Raw genomic sequence first — 18,656 nt, 5'->3', positions numbered from 1 at the left:
CGTGGCGACCACCAGGACCGGCCGCGACCTCACCCGTGCCGCGGCCCTGGCGTGCGTGTTCGCGCTCGTCGTCGCCGCCGCCGTGTGGTGGGTGTTCGCGGGCGCCAACAGCCACCGGGTGACGGCGGTGTTCGGCTCGGCCGTGGGCGTGTACCCCGGCTCGGACGTGCGCGTGCTCGGCGTGCGGATCGGCTCGGTCGACGAGGTCGAGCCGCGGGGCACGGCGGTCGAGGTCACGATGTCGATCGACCGCACCGTGGAGGTGCCCGCCGACGCGCAGGCCGTCGTGGTCGCGCCGAGCGTGGTCAGCGACCGGTACGTGCAGCTGGCGCCCGCCTACACCGGCGGCGAGCGGCTGGCGGACGGGGCGACCATCCCGCGCGAGCGCACCGCGACCCCGGTGGAGCTGGACGAGCTGTACGCGAGCCTCGACGAGCTGACCACCGCCCTCGGCCCGAACGGCGCGAACCGCGACGGCGCGCTGTCGGACCTGCTGGACTCGGCGGCCGACAACCTGGAGGGCAACGGCCAGGCGCTCGGCGACACGATCCAGCAGCTCGGCGACGCCACCCGCACGCTGTCCGGCTCGCAGGGCGACCTGTTCGCCACCGTGGACCAGCTCCAGCGGTTCACCGGGATGCTCGCCGCGAACGACAGCCAGGTGCGCGACCTCAACCGGCAGCTCGCCGACGTCGCCGGGTTCCTCGCCGACGAGCGGGAGAACCTCGGCGGGGCGCTGAACGAGCTGGCCACCGCGCTCGGCCTGGTGCAGGGCTTCGTCCAGGACAACCGGGCCGCGCTCAAGTCGAACGTCGACAAGCTCGCGGGCATCACGCAGGTGCTGGTCGACCAGCGGGCGGCGCTCGCCGAGACCCTGGACGTCGCGCCGCTGGCCCTGGGCAACCTCCAGAACGCCTACAACGCGGCGTCCGGCACGCTCGACACCCGCGCCGACATCAACGAGCTGAGCCAGCCGCCGATCGTGCTGGTCTGCAAGCTGGTCCAGGGCGTCGAACCGGGCCGCGTGCCCGGCGCGCTCTCCCAGGCGTGCGCGCAGCTGGAGCCCGTCCTGTCCGGCGCGGTGCCGCTGAACGACCCGGGCAAGATCGTCTCCGACCTCGGCCAGGGCAAGCTGCCGCTGCCCCTGCCGCTCGCCGGGGTCCCCCGGTGAGGGCGGGCGCGGTGGGGACGGGCGCGGCGGTGACCAGGAGGCTCGCGGTCGCCGCGGTCGGCGCGCTGCTGCTGGCCGGCTGCGGCTCGGGCGGCTTCGACGGCGTCTACAACATGCCGCTGCCCGGCGGCGCGGACGTCGGTGACCGGCCGTACCGGGTCAAGGTCGAGTTCCAGGACGTGCTCGACCTCGTCCCGCAGGCCGGCGTGAAGGTCGACGACGTGCCGGTCGGCCGGGTCGACCGCATCGGCCTGGCCCCCGACGGCTGGACCGCCGAGGTGACCGTGCTGGTCAACGGCGACGTGCGGCTGCCCGGCAACGCCGTGGCCAGGCTGCGCCAGTCCGCCCTGCTCGGCGAGAAGTACGTCGAGCTGGCCGGCCCCGCCGAGGGCGCCGAGGAGGGCTCGCTGGTCGACGGCGCGGTCATCCCCGTCGACCGGACCAACCGCAACCCCGAGGTCGAAGAGGTGTTCGGGGCGTTGTCCATGCTGCTCAACGGCGGCGGGATCGCCCAGCTCCAGGACATCTCCCGCGAGCTGAACGCGGCCCTGGAGGGCAACGAGCCCGAGATCAAGTCGCTGCTGGCGAACCTGGACACCCTGGTCGGCGAGCTGGACGCGCACAAGGGCGAGATCACCCGCGCGCTGGACGGCCTCAACCGGCTCGGCGGCACGCTCGACGCCCAGCGCGACCAGATCGGCGGCGTCCTGGAGAACCTGGAGCCGGGCCTGAAGGTGCTCGGCGAGCAGCGCACCCAGCTCGTGACGCTGCTCCAGTCGCTGGACGCCCTCTCCGACGTCGCCGTGGACACGGTGACCAGGTCCAAGGACGACGTCGTGGCCGACCTGAAGGCGCTCACGCCCACGCTGCGGAAGCTCGTCGAGGCGGGCACCAACCTGCCCAACGGGCTGGAGCTGCTGCTCACCTACCCGTTCCCGGACTCGGCGGTCGACGGCATCAAGGGCGACTACACGAACCTGTACGCCGACATCGACCTCGACCTGGGCAACGTCGTCGACAACCTGGGCCGGTCCCGGCAGTCGCCGCTGCCGACGGTGCCGTCCCTGCCCGGCATCACCGGCACCGCGCCGTCGCTGCCGCTCCCGCTGCCGAACCTGCCGCTGCCGGGCGTGTCCGGGCAGTCCGGGTTGGGCGACCTGCTCGGCGGACTGCTCGGAGGTGGGCGCCGGTGATCCCCCGCAGGACCAAGGTGCAGATCATCGCGTTCGTGCTGATCGCGCTGGTCGGCGTCAGCTACGTGGGCGCCCGCTACGCCGGCCTCGGCCGGTTGGTCGGGTCGTCCGGTTACGTGGTGACGGTGCAGCTCGCCGACTCCGGCGGCGTGTTCACCAACGCCGAGGTCACCTACCGCGGCGTCGCCGTGGGCCGGGTCGGGCAGATGCGGCTCACCGCCGACGGGCTGGAGGTGGACCTGGGCATCGACCCGGACGCGCCGCCCATCCCGGCCGACCTGGAGGCCGTGGTCGCGAACCGGTCCGCGGTCGGCGAGCAGTACGTCGACCTGCGCCCGCGCGGCGAGGACGGCCCCCACCTGGCGGCCGGCGCGGTCATCCCCAGGTCGGCCACGAAGACCCCGCCCCCGGTGGACGGGCTGCTGACCAACCTCGACGAGTTCGCGCGGTCCGTGCCCGAGGACTCGCTGAAGACCGTCGTCGACGAGCTGGCCCTCGCGTTCGACGGCACCGGGCCCGACCTCCAGGTGCTGCTGGACAACACCCGCTCGTTCACCCGGGCCGCCGCGGACAACCTGCCGCAGACCAAGGCCCTGCTCGACAGCGGGCTCGTGGTGCTCGACACGCAGGCGCAGCAGGGGAGCGCGATCAGGTCGTTCTCCGCGGACCTGCGGGCGCTCGCCGAGCAGCTGAAGAACTCCGACGGCGACCTCCGGCGGCTCATCGGGGTGTCCCCGCAGGCCGCCGAGCAGGTGTCCGCCCTGCTCCGGGAGACCGGGCCGAACCTGGGCGTGGTGCTGGCCAACCTGCTCACCACCGGGAACATCATGGTCACGCGGCTGGACGGGCTGGAGCAGATCGCCGTCACCTACCCGATCGTGGTGGGCGGCGGCTTCTCCGTCGCGAAGGGCGACGGCACGGGCGCGCACTTCGGCCTGGCCCTGAACGTGTTCGACCCGCCGCCGTGCACGGTGGGCTACGAGGGCACGACGATCCGGCAGGGCACCGACACCTCGCCCGCCCCGCTGAACACGCAGGCGTACTGCGCGCTGGCCCGGGGCAGCGCCACCGCCGTGCGGGGCGCCCAGAACGCGCCTTACGGTGGCACCCCGACCACGCCCACCGGCAACGAGACGTCGCAGCCCGGCCAGGAGCCCGCGCCCGGCCGGGGGCAGGCGGCCGAGCCGCCGGTGCTGACCAGCCTGGGGCAGCTGCTCGGGCTGCCGGGCTGAGGGAGGACGACATGGCTGTTCGACGCTGGGCCCTGCCCGTCGCCGCGGTGCTCGCGGTGCTCGCCGCGGGCTACGCCGTGTGGGCGGGGGTGTCGTGGTGGAGCGCCTCGTCCAGCGAGTCGGTGGCGTTCTCGCGCGAGCGCGACGAGGTGCTGCGGGTCGGCCAGGTCGGCATCGCGAACTTCACCACCCTCGACTACCAGAAGGTCGACCAGGACCTGGACCGGTGGCTCGACTCGTCCACCGGCGACCTGAGGTCGGAGATCGAGAGCGGGCGGGACACCCGCAAGAAGCAGATCGAGGACGCCAGGACGGTCACCGTGAGCCGGGTGCTCGACGCGGCCGTGACCGAGCTCGACTCGCGGGCCGGGAAGGCGCACCTCATCGCCGTGGTGGAGACCACGGTGACCCCGGAGGGCGGCCAGGCGGTGAAGAAGGTCAACCGGTACCAGACCGACCTGACCCGCACCGACGCCGGTTGGAAGCTGAGCGCGCTGGGCCCCGTCGCGGCCGGCGGCGCGTGATCGCGAGGAGATGACAGTGCCCCCGTCCCGCCGCCGCCCCGTCCCGTCCACCCCGACCGGTGGTCGCCCCCGCGTCGCCGGCCTGCGCAAACGCACCGAGCCCGCCGCCGAGCGCCCGGAGCCCGTCGAGCCCGCCGGGCACGTCGAGCACCCCGAGCCCGCCGGGCACGTCGAGCCCACCGGGCGCCCCGCCGACGACGCCGTGACCGAGGCCGCCCGGCCCGGGGTCGAGCCCACCGAGGCCGAGTCCGCCGGGGTCGAGCCCGCCGACCGGGTCGAGGAGGGCTCGCCGCGGGTCCTGGGGCTGATCGAACCCCGCGAGGACGCCGACGAGACCGACGGGAGCACCGGCGAGACCCCCGGGACCGGCGAGGACGCCGACGAGGCCCCCGCCCCGAGCCCCCGCCCCCGGCCGTCCGGTCGCCGCCGGCGCGCCGGCGAGGCCGTGGCGGCGAGCGTCCTCGACGACGACCACGAGCCCCGCCCGGTCCGCCGGACCGCCCGCGCGGGGCTGGTCCTGCCGGTCTCGCTGCTGGTGCTCGCCGCGCTGCTGGTCGGGCTCGGCGCGTGGTTCCAGGCGCGGGCCGGGGCCGTCGACCACGACCTGGCCCTCGTCGACAGCGCCCGCACCAGCGAGGTCGCGGGCCAGGCGCGCGAGGCGGTCGAGAAGGCGTTCTCCTACGACTTCGCCGACGTGGCCGCGACCGAGAACGCCGCCAACGAGCTGCTGGTCGGCCGGGCCAAGTGCCAGTACAACGCGATCTTCGGCCCGGTCCGCACGCTCGCGCCCGAGCAGAAGCTGGTGGTCACCGTGAAGGCGGTCTCCAGCGGCGTGACCTCGCTGTCCGGGGACCGCGCCACCGTGCTGCTGTTCGTCGACCAGGTCACCACCCGCACGACCGACAACCAGAGCGGCGGCGGGATCGCGATGATGCGGGTCGGCGCGCAGGAGGTCGACGGCCGGTGGAAGGTCGACAACATGGAGATGTTCGGCCAGAGCGGGGACCAGGCGGCCGAGACCGCCAAGTGCTGATCCCCGGCCCCCGCCCCTCTCCCCGCGCCTTCGCCGCCCCCTCCTTACCCGCGCCGGGGCGCCGCCAACCCCAGGACGTCCACTGAGGACCCCGGAGCCCCTCCTGATACGCCGCACAACGTGATCTGCGTCACTCATTTTGGGGTGGTGACCGAACGAAATCGCCACGGGCTCCCGATGCCCCGGCGGGACCCGCCAACGGATCACGTTGCTCACGTCGGTGTATTTTCGCAGGTCAGCGCGATAACGCCGCGTTATGACCGCTTGCGCCAGTGGGGTGATCGCCGCGTGGCATCTTGACTGCGGGCGTCGGCGGGGTCACTCTGTCGGTGAGCACGAGAAAGGACCTTCTGGGTGCCTCTCGACAGTTGGCATGCGCGCGGCTAGACTGCCCCTTTGCGCTGCCCTCTTTCCGTTTGCCCTTCGCCGAGAGCTGGATTGCCGGGCATCGCCGCACCCTTGACAGCCGTGCTAGTTCCGCTGACTAGCCAGCTACCTGTCCCTGGAAGGACGCATCTTGGCGATCTCTCGCGCGACCAAGGCCACTGCTGCGACCAACTCCACGTCGGGGATTCCCGGAGCGCCGAAGCGAGTCTCTTTCGCGAAGATCCACGAACCGCTTCAGACGCCCAACCTGCTCGACCTGCAGATCCAGTCGTTCGAATGGCTCACCGGCGACGAGGCGTGGTTCCAGCGCCGCGTCGACGAGGGTGACGAGGCCCCCACGGGCGGCCTCGAGGAGGTCTTGAACGAGATCTCCCCGATCGAGGACTTCTCCGGCTCGATGTCGCTCTCCTTCTCCGACCCGCGCTTCGACGAGGTCAAGGCCTCGACCGAGGAGTGCAAGGACAAGGACATGACGTACGCGGCCCCGCTGTTCGTCACGGCGGAGTTCACCAACCACACCACCGGCGAGATCAAGAGCCAGACGGTGTTCATGGGTGACTTCCCGATGATGACGGACAAGGGCACGTTCATCATCAACGGCACCGAGCGGGTGGTGGTCTCCCAGCTCGTCCGCTCGCCGGGTGTCTACTACGACACCGCGATCGACAAGACGACCGACAAGGACGTCTTCAGCGTCAAGATCATCCCGTCCCGGGGTGCCTGGCTGGAGTTCGACGTCGACAAGCGCGACACCGTCGGCGTGCGCATCGACCGCAAGCGCCGTCAGCCGGTCACCGTGCTGCTGAAGGCCCTGGGCTGGTCGACCGAGCAGATCCGCGAGCGCTTCTCGTTCTCCGAGACGCTGCTGACGACGCTGGAGAAGGACCACACCGCGGGCACCGACGAGGCGTTGCTCGACATCTACCGCAAGCTGCGCCCGGGCGAGCCGCCGACGAAGGAGTCCGCGCAGGCCCTCCTGGAGAACCTGTTCTTCAAGGACAAGCGCTACGACCTGGCCAAGGTCGGTCGGTACAAGATCAACAAGAAGCTGGGCCTGGACAGCCCCATCTCCACGGGCGTGCTGACCGAGGACGACATCGTCACGACGATCGAGTACCTGGTCCGCCTGCACGCCGGTGAGACGACGATGAAGCCCGGCGAGACCGAGGTGCCCGTCGAGGTCGACGACATCGACCACTTCGGCAACCGCCGCCTGCGCACCGTCGGCGAGCTGATCCAGAACCAGATCCGGGTCGGCCTCTCCCGCATGGAGCGCGTCGTGCGCGAGCGCATGACGACCCAGGACGTCGAGGCGATCACGCCGCAGACCCTGATCAACATCCGCCCCGTCGTGGCGGCGATCAAGGAGTTCTTCGGCACCTCCCAGCTGTCGCAGTTCATGGACCAGACGAACCCCCTCGCGGGCCTGACCCACAAGCGCCGCCTGTCGGCGCTGGGCCCCGGCGGTCTGTCCCGTGAGCGGGCCGGCATGGAGGTCCGCGACGTCCACCCGTCGCACTACGGCCGCATGTGCCCGATCGAGACGCCGGAAGGCCCGAACATCGGCCTGATCGGCTCGCTGTCCTCCTACGGGCGGGTCAACCCGTTCGGCTTCATCGAGACGCCGTACCGCAAGGTCGTCGACGGCCGGGTCACCGACCAGATCGACTACCTGACGGCCGACGAGGAAGACCGCTACGTCAAGGCGCAGGCGAACGCCAAGATCGACACCGAGGGCAACTTCCTCGAGGCCAAGGTCCTGGTCCGCAAGAAGGGCGGCGAGGTCGAGCAGATCGACCCGGCCGACGTGGACTACATGGACGTCTCGCCGCGCCAGATGGTGTCGGCCGCGACCGCCATGATCCCGTTCCTGGAGCACGACGACGCCAACCGCGCCCTGATGGGCGCGAACATGCAGCGCCAGGCGGTGCCGCTGCTGCGCAGCGAGTCCCCGCTGGTCGGCACCGGCATGGAGCTGCGCGCCGCGGTCGACGCCGGTGACGTGGTCGTCGCCAAGAAGACCGGTGTGGTCGAGGAGATCTCCGCCGACTACGTCACGGTCATGGCCGACGACGGCTCGCGGCAGACCTACGGCCTGCACAAGTTCCGCCGCTCGAACCAGGGCACCTGCATCAACCAGAAGCCCATCGTGAACGAGGGCGACCGGGTGCAGCACGGCCAGGTGCTGGCCGACGGCCCGTGCACCGAGAACGGCGAGATGGCGCTGGGCAAGAACCTGCTCGTCGCGATCATGCCGTGGGAGGGCCACAACTACGAGGACGCGATCATCCTGTCGCAGCGCCTCGTGCAGGACGACGTCCTGACCTCGATCCACATCGAGGAGCACGAGATCGACGCGCGGGACACCAAGCTGGGCGCCGAGGAGATCACCCGGGACATCCCGAACGTCTCCGAGGAGGTCCTGGCCGACCTCGACGAGCGCGGCATCATCCGCATCGGCGCCGAGGTCCAGCCCGGCGACATCCTGGTCGGCAAGGTCACGCCCAAGGGCGAGACCGAGCTGACCCCGGAGGAGCGCCTGCTCCGCGCGATCTTCGGCGAGAAGGCGCGCGAGGTGCGCGACACGTCGCTGAAGGTGCCGCACGGCGAGTACGGCAAGGTCATCGGCATCCGCGTGTTCAGCCGCGAGGACGACGACGAGCTGCCCCCCGGCGTGAACGAGCTGGTCCGCGTCTACGTCGCCCAGAAGCGCAAGATCCAGGACGGCGACAAGCTCGCCGGCCGCCACGGCAACAAGGGCGTCATCGGCAAGATCCTCCCCGTCGAGGACATGCCGTTCCTGGAGGACGGCACGCCGGTCGACATCGTGCTGAACACGCACGGCGTCCCGCGTCGTATGAACATCGGCCAGGTGCTGGAGACCCACCTCGGGTGGATCGCCAAGCAGGGCTGGAGCATCAACGGCGACCCGGACTGGGCGAAGAACCTGCCGGCGGAGCTGTACGACGTCGAGCCGGGCACGAAGACCGCCACGCCGGTCTTCGACGGCGCTCGCGAGGACGAGATCACGGGCCTGCTGGGCTCGACGGTCCCGAACCGCGACGGCGAGCGGATGGTCAAGGAGAACGGCAAGGCGCAGCTCTTCGACGGGCGCAGCGGCGAGCCGTACCCCTTCCCGGTGTCGGTCGGCTACATGTACATCCTGAAGCTGCTGCACCTGGTCGACGACAAGATCCACGCCCGCTCGACCGGCCCGTACTCGATGATCACGCAGCAGCCGCTGGGCGGTAAGGCGCAGTTCGGTGGTCAGCGCTTCGGTGAGATGGAGTGCTGGGCGATGCAGGCGTACGGCGCCGCCTACACCCTCCAGGAACTGCTGACCATCAAGTCCGACGACGTGCTCGGCCGCGTGAAGGTCTACGAGGCCATCGTCAAGGGCGAGAACATCCCGGAACCGGGTATCCCGGAGTCCTTCAAGGTGCTGCTCAAGGAGCTGCAGTCGCTGTGCCTCAACGTCGAGGTGCTGTCCTCGGACGGCGCCGCGATCGAGATGCGCGACGGCGACGACGAAGACCTGGAGCGCGCGGCCGCGAACCTCGGCATCAACCTGTCGCGGTCCGAGTCGCCGTCCGTGGACGACGTCGTCAACTAGTACCTCGCCGGTCACCGCGGGACGCCTCCCGCGTCCCGCGGTGACCGCACCGCCAGCTCCCGAGCAGCACCGAAACAAAAAAGGGGAAGAGAGTAGACGTGCTCGACGTCAACTTCTTCGATGAGCTCCGCATCGGTCTCGCGACCGCGGACGACATCCGCCAGTGGTCCTACGGCGAGGTCAAGAAGCCCGAGACCATCAACTACCGCACGCTCAAGCCCGAGAAGGACGGCTTGTTCTGCGAGAAGATCTTCGGTCCCACCCGGGACTGGGAGTGCTACTGCGGCAAGTACAAGCGCGTCCGCTTCAAGGGCATCATCTGCGAGCGCTGCGGCGTCGAGGTGACCCGCGCCAAGGTGCGCCGCGAGCGGATGGGCCACATCGAACTGGCCGCGCCCGTCACGCACATCTGGTACTTCAAGGGCGTCCCCAGCCGGTTGGGCTACCTGCTCGACCTGGCCCCCAAGGACCTTGAGAAGATCATCTACTTCGCCGCCTACGTCATCGTGGGCGTGAACGCGGACCTGCGCCACAACGACCTGCCGACGCTCGAGAACGAGATGCAGGTCGAGCGCAAGCGCGTCGAGAACCGCCGTGACGCGGACGTCGAGGCCCGCGCGCAGAAGCTGGAAGCCGACCTGGCCGAGCTGGAGGCGGAGGGCGCCAAGTCCGACGTGCGCCGCAAGGTCAAGGAGGGCGGCGAGCGCGAGATGCGCCAGCTCCGCGACCGCGCCCAGCGCGAGCTGGACCGGCTCGACGAGATCTGGTCCACCTTCACCAAGCTGGAGCGCGCCCAGCTGATCGCGGACGAGATGCTCTACCGCGAGCTGTACGACCGCTACGGCGACTACTTCACCGGCGCCATGGGCGCCGAGGCCATCCAGAAGCTGCTGGGCGACTACGACGTGGACGCCGAGGCCGACGTCCTGCGCGAGACGATCCGCAGCGGCAAGGGCCAGAAGAAGCTGCGCGCCCTCAAGCGGCTCAAGGTCGTGGCCGCCTTCCAGGCGACCCGCAACAACCCGCAGGGCATGGTCCTGGACTGCGTCCCGGTCATCCCGCCGGACCTGCGCCCGATGGTGCAGCTCGACGGTGGCCGCTTCGCGACGTCCGACCTGAACGACCTGTACCGCCGCGTCATCAACCGGAACAACCGCCTCAAGCGGCTGATCGACCTCGGCGCGCCCGAGATCATCGTCAACAACGAGAAGCGGATGCTCCAGGAGGCCGTCGACGCGCTGTTCGACAACGGCCGCCGCGGCCGGCCGGTGACGGGTCCGGGCAACCGCCCGCTCAAGTCGCTGTCCGACCTGCTCAAGGGCAAGCAGGGCCGGTTCCGCCAGAACCTGCTCGGCAAGCGCGTCGACTACTCCGGCCGTTCGGTCATCGTGGTCGGCCCGCAGCTGAAGCTGCACCAGTGCGGCCTGCCCAAGCAGATGGCGCTGGAGCTGTTCAAGCCGTTCGTGATGAAGCGGCTGGTCGACCTCAACCACGCGCAGAACATCAAGTCCGCCAAGCGGATGGTGGAGCGCGCGCGCCCCGCCGTGTGGGACGTGCTCGAAGAGGTCATCACCGAGCACCCCGTGCTGCTGAACCGCGCGCCCACGCTGCACCGGCTGGGCATCCAGGCGTTCGAGCCGCAGCTGGTCGAGGGCAAGGCCATCCAGCTGCACCCGCTCGTCTGCGAGGCGTTCAACGCCGACTTCGACGGTGACCAGATGGCGGTCCACCTGCCGCTGTCCGCCGAGGCGCAGGCCGAGGCGCGCGTGCTGATGCTGTCGTCGAACAACATCCTCTCGCCCGCGTCCGGCAAGCCGCTGGCCATGCCGCGACTGGACATGGTGACGGGTCTGTACCACCTGACCCGCCTCAAGGAGGGCGACATCGGCGAGGGCCAGGCGTACTCCTCGCCGGCCGAGGCGCTGATGGCGTTCGACCGCAAGGCCCTGGGCCTGCAGGCGATGGCGAAGATCCGGATCACGGACAAGAACCCGCCCAAGGGCCAGGAGCCGGAGGGCTGGGAGCCCGGCCAGCCGTGGCTGGCCGAGACCACCCTCGGTCGCGTGCTGTTCAACGAGGTCCTGCCGCAGGACTACGCCTTCATCAACGAGGTCATGCCCAAGAAGCGGCAGGCCACGATCATCAACGACCTGGCCGAGCGGTACCCGATGGTCACCGTCGCCCGGACGCTGGACAAGCTGAAGGACGCCGGTTTCTACTGGGCCACCCGGTCCGGCGTGACCGTCGCGATCTCCGACGTGCTCGTCCCCGAGGCCAAGCAGGGCATCCTCGACGAGTACGAGAAGCTCGCGGACGCGGTCGAGAAGCGCTACCAGCGCGGTCAGCTCTCCCACACGGAGCGCAACAACGAGCTGGTCAAGGTGTGGACCAAGGCCACCGAAGAGGTCGCCGAGGTCATGGAGGCCAACTTCCCCGAGGACAACTCGATCCGCATGATCGTGGCGTCCGGGGCGGCGGGCAACATGACCCAGGTCCGCTCGCTGGCGGGTATGCGCGGTCTGGTGACGAACCCGAAGGGCGAGTACATCCCGCGGCCGATCAAGAACTCGTTCCGCGAGGGCCTGTCGGTGCTGGAGTACTTCATCGCCACGCACGGTGCCCGCAAGGGCCTGGCCGACACCGCGCTGCGCACCGCCGACTCGGGTTACCTGACCCGTCGTCTGGTGGACGTCTCGCAGGACGTCATCATCCGCGAGGTCGACTGCGGCACCTCCCGCGGCGTGAACATGACCGTGGGCGAGCGGCAGGGCGACAAGGTCGTGCTGGCCGAGTTCGCGCAGACCTCGGTCTACGCGCGGACCATCGCCGAGGACATCACGGACAAGGACGGCAACCTCGTCCTCAACCGCGGTGCCGACCTGGGCGACCCGGCCCTGGCCACGCTCGTCGAGGCGGGCGTGACCCGCGTCAAGGTCCGCTCGGTGCTGACCTGCGAGTCCGCGGTCGGCGTGTGCGCGTCCTGCTACGGCCGCTCGATGGCGACCGGCCAGCTGGTCGACGTCGGCGAGGCCGTCGGCATCGTCGCCGCCCAGTCGATCGGTGAGCCCGGCACGCAGCTGACGATGCGCACCTTCCACCAGGGTGGTGTGGCCGGTGACGACATCACGACCGGTCTGCCCCGTGTGCAGGAGCTGTTCGAGGCCCGCGTGCCGAAGGGCAAGGCGCCCATCGCGGACGTCGACGGCCGGGTGCGGATCGAGGACGGCGACCGGTTCTGGAAGATCACCCTCATCCCGGACGACGGGTCGGAGGAGATCCTCTTCGAGAAGTTGTCCAAGCGGCAGCGGCTCGCGAACACGGCCACTGGCCCGCTCCAGGACGGCGACCACGTGCACGTCGGCCAGCAGCTGCTGGAGGGCACGCCCGACCCGCACGAGGTGCTGCGCGTGATGGGTCCGCGCGAGGCCCAGCTGCACCTGGTGCAGGAGGTCCAGAAGGTCTACCGCGCCCAGGGCGTGGCGATCCACGACAAGCACATCGAGGTCATCGTCCGGCAGATGCTGCGCCGGGTGACGATCATCGACTCGGGTGCCACCGAGTTCCTGCCGGGCTCGCTCGTCGAGCGCGCGGAGTTCGAGTCGGGCAACCGGGCCGTCGTGGCCGAGGGCGGCGAGCCCGCCGCCGGTCGCCCGGTCCTGATGGGCATCACGAAGGCGTCGCTCGCGACCGACTCGTGGCTGTCCGCGGCCTCCTTCCAGGAGACGACGCGAGTCCTGACCGACGCCGCCATCAACGGCCGGTCGGACAAGCTCATCGGCCTGAAGGAGAACGTGATCATCGGCAAGCTGATCCCGGCCGGCACCGGCATCAACCGGTACCGGAACATCCAGGTGCAGCCGACCGAGGAGGCGCGTGCGGCGGCGTACGCGATCCCGAGCTACGACGACGGCTACTACACGCCGGACGTCTTCGGCACGGGCACCGGTGCCGCGGTCCCGCTGGACGACTACGACTTCGGCCGCGACTACCGCTGACGAAGCCAGTAGTGCCGAGAAAGGCCCCCGGAGCCACGCTCCGGGGGCCTTTCCCTTCCGCGAGTCCTACGTTCACGCCCCGCGAGTCCTACGTTCACGACCGGCGAGTCATGCACTCAGAACCGGCGAGTCATGCGCTCACGACCCGTGAGTCATGCGCTCAGAACCGGCGACGGGACTTGGCCGGGGAACGGGCGCGGGTCACGAGGTCGTCCCCCAAGGTCGTTGTCGGCCACCGGGGGAGCTGCGGGCCGACCAGCAGCACCCGCGCCGTGACCTGGATCAGCGCACCACGCGCCCTTCGCCGCGGTGCACCTGCTCCAGGCTGTCTCGGCGAGGTCGGGGCGTTCGAGCAGGGCCGCGTCGCTCAACCTGCGGTGGACCTCGTCCAGCAGGGAGCGGTTGCGGCCGGCGCGGCGCAGCCCGGACACGACGTGCGGCACCTCGTGCAGGCGCTCGTCGTCCTCGGCCGGGCTCAGCGCGACCTCTTCGACCTCCTCCAACTGCTCGAACAGGTCACGGACCGGCGCGGCCTCGGTGGTGGCAACACGGGTGGCCGCACCCGGCGGCGGTGGCCCCGCACGTGCGCGGGGCCACCGGCCGGGAGGTCACGACGAGAAGAACAGCCCGCCGAGGCCGCGGTGCTTGCGGTGGCCGTAGCCGTGGCCGTAGCCCGGGGCGGCGCCCCAGCCCGGCTGGACCGGCTGCTGGACGTAGTGCACCTGGGGGGCCGGCGCGACGGGCGGCGGGGGCGGCGGCGGGGCCATCTGCTGCTCGAGGCGGGTGATGGCCTCCAGCTCGCCGTAGTCGAGGAAGACCCCGCGGCAGCCATCGCACTGCTCGATGTGCACGCCCATGCGGTCGAAGGTGCGCATGTTCGCATGACACTTGGGACACTGCATCGTGGTGAGCCTCCTGCTCTTGACGCGATGTGTCCGATATTAGCCACGCTGAATGGGTTCGTGTGCCGACACGATCCGGGCACAGGCGTCCAACAGCGCTTCCTGGGCGCTGTTCAACCCGGTCCCGTCACGGTCCGCAGCCGCGAGGGCACGCGCGGCCATCTGCACGACCAGCGCCCGTGCCGGCACCTCCAGCGCGGACCACGGGTCGTCGGCCGGCACGCCGGTCCCGCCCGCGTCGAGGTACGCGCCGAGCAGCCGCCCCCACGTCGCCGCGTCCAGCACGCCGGACAGGTGCAGCGCCGCGGGCCGCGCGAGGTCCCACGCCGGGTCGCCCGCGCCCAGGTCGTCCAGGTCGATGAGCCGGTACCCGCCGCGCCGCACCAGCTGCCCCAGGTGCCAGTCGCCGTGCACGACCACCGAGCCGCCCGCCGGCAGCTCCGGCAGGGTCGCGAACGCCCGCCGCACCAGCGCCGCCGCGGGCGTGTCGAGCACCAGGTCCCGCACGGCGCGCACCATGCGCGGCACGGCCCCCGCCGGCGGCACGGGCGGCGCGAAGTCGGCGGCGGTGAGGCGGTGCAGCGCCGCGAGCAGCCGCCCGGCGGCCTCCATCGGCAGGTCCTCGGGCTCGGCCTGCGGCACGGGCGCGCCCAGCGGCCACGCCGTGACGACCCGGCCCAGCACCAGCACCGGCCCCGGCGCGCCGCGCAGCGGCACGGGCGGCAGCACCAGGTCGGCCAGCCGGGGGTCGGCGGCCAGCCGCAGCCGGTCCGCGAGCACCGCGGCGTCCGTGCCGCGCTCGTGCGCCTTGAGCACCACGTCGCCGACGCGCACCACCACGACGTCCCCGCGCACCGCCAGCACCTCGGGCGCGGGGCCCGCGTCCACGAGCGCCGCCATCCCCGCGATCAGGTCCGAGTCCACGCGGCCAGTGTCGCCCAAGGCCGGGCGCCCGCCGCCGAGTGTCCACAGTCGAACGCCCGCCGCCGGACACCCGCCGCCCGCACCTCCACCGCCGGACGCCCGCATCCGCACGCCCGCCGCCGAACACCCGGGCCCACTTCCACCTGATCCGGTGAAACCCGGGCCACCCGCACCCGCCTCCCCGCGACCCGCGAGCCCCCCGACCGGCCCGGGAGCGCGGTCGGTGGCGTCGGTGACCCCGTTTTGACCAGTGGGAAGCGGGCGGGGTATCTTTGGTACTCGTGCCCGACCCATGTCGGGCCGCTCCGCGTGCCTACGCGCCAGTCGTGCTGGAAAGCCGGCCGCGGTGACCTCCACACGCAGGGGCGTCCTGGGATGTCGCCTGCGGACCTGGGGCAACGGCGTTGACCTCCACCGGTTCTGCCGGAGGGGCGCGACACGCCCGACCTCGGGTGCAGAGAGGGACCAGGTAAACAGTGCTCGACACCCCCAAGGTGACGAGTGCTCGAACGGAAGAAGCAGCCGGCGTATGCCAACGATCCAGCAGCTGGTCCGCAAGGGCCGGCAGGACAAGGTCGCGAAGCAGAAGACCGCGGCGCTCAAGGGCAGCCCGCAGCGGCGCGGTGTGTGCACCCGCGTCTACACGACCACGCCCAAGAAGCCGAACTCGGCGCTGCGCAAGGTCGCCCGCGTGAAGCTGACCAGCGGCATCGAGGTCACGGCCTACATCCCGGGTGAGGGCCACAACCTCCAGGAGCACTCGATGGTGCTCGTGCGCGGCGGTCGTGTGAAGGACCTCCCCGGTGTCCGCTACAAGATCATCCGCGGCTCCCTCGACACGCAGGGCGTGAAGAACCGCAAGCAGGCTCGCAGCCGGTACGGCGCGAAGAAGGAGAAGAGCTGATGCCCCGCAAGGGACCGGCCCCGAAGCGGCCGCTGATCTCCGACCCGGTCTACAGCTCTCCGCTGGTGACCCAGCTCATCAACAAGGTGCTGGTCGACGGCAAGCGCTCCGTGGCCGAGCGGATCGTGTACGGCGCCCTCGAAGGCGCCCGCGACAAGACCGGCACCGACCCGGTCGTCACGCTCAAGCGCGCTCTGGACAACGTCAAGCCCGCGCTCGAGGTGAAGTCCCGCCGCGTCGGTGGTGCCACCTACCAGGTGCCCATCGAGGTCAAGCCGGGTCGCTCGACCACGCTCGCCCTGCGCTGGCTGATCACCTACTCCCGGCAGCGCCGTGAGAAGACCATGATCGAGCGCCTGATGAACGAGCTGCTCGACGCGAGCAACGGCCTGGGCGCGAGCGTCAAGCGCCGCGAGGACACGCACAAGATGGCCGAGTCGAACAAGGCCTTCGCCCACTACCGCTGGTGATGTGACGCCCCGCCGGTTCCCCGAGGACCGGTGGGGCGCCCCCAGCCCTAGTGAGCCTGCTACCAGCGAGCTCAAGACAGGGGAAGACAGCCGTGGCACAGGACGTGCTCACCGACCTGGCCAAGGTCCGCAACATCGGGATCATGGCCCACATCGACGCGGGCAAGACCACGACGACCGAGCGGATCCTGTTCTACACCGGGATCAGCTACAAGATCGGCGAGGTCCACGACGGCGCCGCGGTGATGGACTGGATGGAGCAGGAGCAGGAGCGCGGCATCACGATCACGTCGGCCGCGACGACCTGCTTCTGGAAGAACCACCAGATCAACATCATCGACACGCCGGGCCACGTCGACTTCACCGTCGAGGTGGAGCGCAACCTCCGCGTCCTCGACGGCGCCGTTGCCGTGTTCGACGGCAAGGAGGGCGTCGAGCCCCAGTCCGAGCAGGTCTGGCGCCAGGCGACCAAGTACGACGTCCCGCGCATCTGCTTCGTCAACAAGATGGACAAGCTCGGCGCGGACTTCTACTTCACCGTGCGCACCATCCAGGACCGCCTGGGCGCGAAGCCGCTGCCGATCCAGATCCCGATCGGGTCGGAGAGCGACTTCATCGGCGTCGTCGACCTGGTCGAGATGCGTGCGCTGACCTGGCGCGGCGAGGTCCAGAAGGGTGAGGACTACACGGTCGAGGAGATCCCGGCCGACCTCGCCGACAAGGCCGCCGAGTACCGCGAGGCGCTCGTCGAGGCCGTCGCGGAGACCGACGACGCCCTGATGGAGCTGTACCTCGGTGGCGAGGAGCTCTCGGTCGAGCAGATCAAGAAGGGCATCCGCGACATCGTCAAGAACCGCTCCGCCTACCCGGTGCTGTGCGGTTCGGCGTTCAAGAACAAGGGCGTCCAGCCCATGCTCGACGCGGTCATCGAGTACCTGCCGGCTCCGCTGGACCTCCCGCCGGTCGAGGGCACGCTCCAGGACGGCGAGACGCCGGCCTTCCGCAAGCCGTCGACCGACGAGCCGTTCGCCGCGCTCGCGTTCAAGATCGCCGCCCACCCGTTCTTCGGCAAGCTGACCTACATCCGGGTCTACTCGGGCAAGGTCGCCTCCGGCACCCAGGTCATCAACTCGACCAAGGACCGCAAGGAGCGCATCGGGAAGATCTTCCAGATGCACGCCAACAAGGAGAACCCGGTCGACGAGGCCATCGCCGGCCACATCTACGCGGTGATCGGCCTCAAGGACACCACCACCGGTGAGACGCTCTGCGACCCGCAGTCGCCCATCGTGCTGGAGTCCATGACCTTCCCCGAGCCGGTCATCCAGGTGGCGATCGAGCCCAAGACGAAGGCCGACCAGGAGAAGCTGGGCACGGCGATCCAGAAGCTGGCCGAGGAGGACCCGACGTTCCGGGTCAACCTGGACCAGGAGACCGGCCAGACGATCATCGCCGGCATGGGCGAGCTCCACCTGGACATCCTGGTGGACCGCATGCGCCGCGAGTTCAAGGTCGAGGCGAACATCGGCAAGCCCCAGGTGGCGTACCGGGAGACCATCCGCCGCAAGGTGGAGAAGTACTCCTACACCCACAAGAAGCAGACCGGTGGTTCCGGCCAGTTCGCCAAGGTCCTCATCGACCTGGAGCCGCTGGAGAAGACCGAGGACGGCGCTCTCTACGAGTTCGTCAACGCGGTCACCGGTGGTCGCATCCCGCGGGAGTACATCCCGTCCGTGGACGCGGGCGCCCAGGACGCCATGCAGTACGGCGTGCTGGCGGGCTACCCGCTGGTCGGCGTGAAGCTGACGCTGCTCGACGGCGCCTACCACGAGGTCGACTCCTCGGAGATGGCGTTCAAGATCGCCGGTTCCATGGCGCTCAAGGAAGCCGCTCGCCAGGCGAGCCCGGCCATCCTCGAGCCGCTGATGGCCGTCGAGGTCACCACGCCCGAGGACTACATGGGCGACGTGATCGGTGACCTGAACTCCCGCCGTGGCCAGATCCAGGCCATGGAGGAGCGCAGCGGGGCCCGTGTCGTCAAGGCGCTGGTGCCGCTGTCGGAGATGTTCGGGTACGTCGGCGACCTGCGGTCCAGGACCCAGGGTCGTGCGAACTACTCGATGACGTTCGACTCCTACGCCGAGGTTCCCGCGAACGTCGCGAAGGAGATCATCGCGAAGGCGACGGGCGAGTAACCCCAACCGGAGCACCGCAGCACCGCGCGGGCTCTCCGGGGTTCCGTCCCTGGGGTCCGCACCACCCAGACGTGAAGTCCGGCGGGCAGCAGTCCGCCCGCCGGATTAAGCAA

The 18,656-nt window shown here is 70.5% G+C and carries 13 protein-coding genes; 10 read left to right on the top strand and 3 right to left on the bottom strand.

Annotation, left to right across the window (positions count from 1 at the left end):
- The first annotated feature begins 1 nt into the window (after position 1).
- The 7 genes from ACR807_RS07620 to ACR807_RS07590 all read left to right on the top strand — a co-directional run bounded on the left by ACR807_RS07620 (position 2) and on the right by ACR807_RS07590 (position 13,148).
- Positions 2-1,171 (top strand): MCE family protein, encoded by a 1,170-nt coding sequence (locus tag ACR807_RS07620; RefSeq protein WP_438920495.1) that lies wholly within the window; start codon positions 2-4, stop codon positions 1,169-1,171.
- A 29-nt stretch (positions 1,172-1,200) separates the two neighbouring features.
- Entirely contained in the window at positions 1,201-2,364 is a 1,164-nt protein-coding gene (locus tag ACR807_RS07615) for an MCE family protein (RefSeq protein ID WP_438920514.1), read from the top strand.
- A complete protein-coding gene (locus ACR807_RS07610) occupies positions 2,361-3,596 on the top strand; it encodes an MCE family protein (RefSeq protein WP_438920494.1) in 1,236 nt (411 codons plus the stop codon). Before ACR807_RS07615 ends, ACR807_RS07610 begins: the two co-directional genes overlap by 4 nt.
- A gap of 11 nt (positions 3,597-3,607) precedes the next feature.
- A complete protein-coding gene (locus tag ACR807_RS07605; protein ID WP_438920493.1) occupies positions 3,608-4,120 on the top strand; it encodes an Rv1363c family protein in 513 nt (170 codons plus the stop codon).
- A gap of 16 nt (positions 4,121-4,136) precedes the next feature.
- Entirely contained in the window at positions 4,137-5,153 is a 1,017-nt protein-coding gene (locus tag ACR807_RS07600; protein WP_438920492.1) for a hypothetical protein, read from the top strand.
- Positions 5,154-5,670: 517 nt separating this feature from the next.
- Entirely contained in the window at positions 5,671-9,153 is a 3,483-nt protein-coding gene (gene rpoB / locus ACR807_RS07595) for a DNA-directed RNA polymerase subunit beta (protein ID WP_438920491.1), read from the top strand.
- Between the two features lie 98 nt (positions 9,154-9,251).
- Positions 9,252-13,148: a DNA-directed RNA polymerase subunit beta' gene (locus ACR807_RS07590; RefSeq protein WP_438920490.1), complete on the top strand. Its 3,897-nt coding sequence runs from the start codon at positions 9,252-9,254 to the stop codon at positions 13,146-13,148.
- Between the two features lie 152 nt (positions 13,149-13,300).
- Here the strand turns inward: ACR807_RS07590 and ACR807_RS07585 are convergent, their stop codons facing one another.
- The 3 genes from ACR807_RS07585 to ACR807_RS07575 form a co-directional block, all read right to left on the bottom strand.
- Entirely contained in the window at positions 13,301-13,651 is a 351-nt protein-coding gene (locus tag ACR807_RS07585; protein ID WP_438920489.1) for a hypothetical protein, read from the bottom strand.
- Between the two features lie 105 nt (positions 13,652-13,756).
- Complete coding sequence (locus tag ACR807_RS07580) at positions 13,757-14,050, bottom strand: TFIIB-type zinc ribbon-containing protein (RefSeq protein ID WP_438920488.1); 294 nt, start codon at positions 14,048-14,050, stop codon at positions 13,757-13,759.
- 39 nt (positions 14,051-14,089) lie between these two features.
- Positions 14,090-14,974, bottom strand: coding sequence for a phosphotransferase family protein (locus tag ACR807_RS07575; RefSeq protein WP_438920487.1), 885 nt, complete (start codon positions 14,972-14,974; stop codon positions 14,090-14,092).
- 529 nt (positions 14,975-15,503) lie between these two features.
- Between ACR807_RS07575 and rpsL the strand changes: the two genes are divergently transcribed.
- The 3 genes from rpsL (at position 15,504) to fusA (ending at position 18,543) form a co-directional block, all read left to right on the top strand.
- Complete coding sequence (gene rpsL, locus ACR807_RS07570; protein WP_030473471.1) at positions 15,504-15,878, top strand: 30S ribosomal protein S12; 375 nt, start codon at positions 15,504-15,506, stop codon at positions 15,876-15,878.
- Complete coding sequence (gene rpsG / locus ACR807_RS07565) at positions 15,878-16,348, top strand: 30S ribosomal protein S7 (protein WP_306743645.1); 471 nt, start codon at positions 15,878-15,880, stop codon at positions 16,346-16,348. Before rpsL ends, rpsG begins: the two co-directional genes overlap by 1 nt.
- A gap of 92 nt (positions 16,349-16,440) precedes the next feature.
- Complete coding sequence (gene fusA, locus ACR807_RS07560) at positions 16,441-18,543, top strand: elongation factor G (protein WP_438920486.1); 2,103 nt, start codon at positions 16,441-16,443, stop codon at positions 18,541-18,543.
- Positions 18,544-18,656: the final 113 nt, after the last annotated feature.

Origin of the sequence: Saccharothrix sabaoui (assembly GCF_051756985.1) — a bacterium.
GTDB lineage: Bacteria > Actinomycetota > Actinomycetes > Mycobacteriales > Pseudonocardiaceae > Actinosynnema.
The sequence above is the reverse complement of the archived record's forward strand: the minus strand, read 5'-3'. Positions and strand labels throughout refer to the sequence as shown.